Source organism: Phycicoccus elongatus Lp2 (assembly GCF_000367525.1).
Classification (GTDB): Bacteria; Actinomycetota; Actinomycetes; order Actinomycetales; family Dermatophilaceae; genus Phycicoccus_A; species Phycicoccus_A elongatus.
On record NZ_HF570956.1, the window covers coordinates 687,463 to 688,306 of the forward strand.

The 844-nt window shown below is 73.7% G+C and carries 2 pseudogenes; both read right to left on the reverse strand.

Features of this window, described 5'->3' with window-relative positions:
- A pseudogene (locus tag BN10_RS16140) lies at positions 1 to 172 on the reverse strand (copper chaperone PCu(A)C); the annotation flags it as partial.
- A gap of 422 nt (positions 173 to 594) precedes the next feature.
- A pseudogene (locus BN10_RS16645) lies at positions 595 to 844 on the reverse strand (hypothetical protein); the annotation flags it as partial.

Sequence of the window (844 nt, forward strand, 5' to 3'; positions counted from 1 at the left end):
TGATCCGGACCGTGTCCCCGACCTTCACCGGGGCCGTGAGATCGATGAGCATGATGTGGTTGGCTCCCGGCGTGAGCTCGAAGGAACCCTTCGGGGCGATGGTGAACCCGTTCTGCGCCTTCTGCATCTGCATGCTGCCCGAGGCGTTCTTGACCGTCTCGTGGAGCTCGACGCGACCGGCGCCCCCCCCCGCCGGTGACGTGGAGGGGCTGGGTGCCGGCGTTGCGCAGGATGCCGAAGGCGCCGGTCATCTCGGCCATGCCCCCGCCCATGCCTTCGGTCGCCTTGACCCAGCCCTCCTCGAGGGTCAGGCCCGCGGTCGCCGGCGCGGGGGTGGAGGCAGAGGCCGACGGGGACGTCGACGGGGAGGTGGGGGTGGAGGAGCTGCCGCAGGCGGCGGTGAGGGAGAGCAGGGCCGCCGCGGCGAGCGCGAGGGGTCGGTGCATGGTCATGGGTTGTCCTTCGTGAGTCGTGGAGGGGCGGGCGCGCCGAGGGTCGGTCGCCGACGCCGAGGGAGAGGTATGCCGTGGGGCAGGACCGGGGCCGCGTTCGAGGCAGTGCCCGCGGGGCCGGATGAGGGTGTCAGGAGGGCCGTCAGGCCGGCACGGCAGACGGCGGTCCGCGCTGGCGCGTCGCCGCGACTGCGCAGCGTGCGACGAAGGACGCGACGTCGTGGGCCGGGGGAGCGAGGTGCCCCGGAGTCCACGGCTGCACCGGCACGGGCAGCAGGCGGCGCAGGGTGCGCCAGAGGACGTGCTCGGCCTGCGCGAGCACGAGGGCGGTGACCAGGACGGCCAGCAGGTGCGCCAGCAGCATCGTCGTCGACGTCGTCGTGCCGCCATGC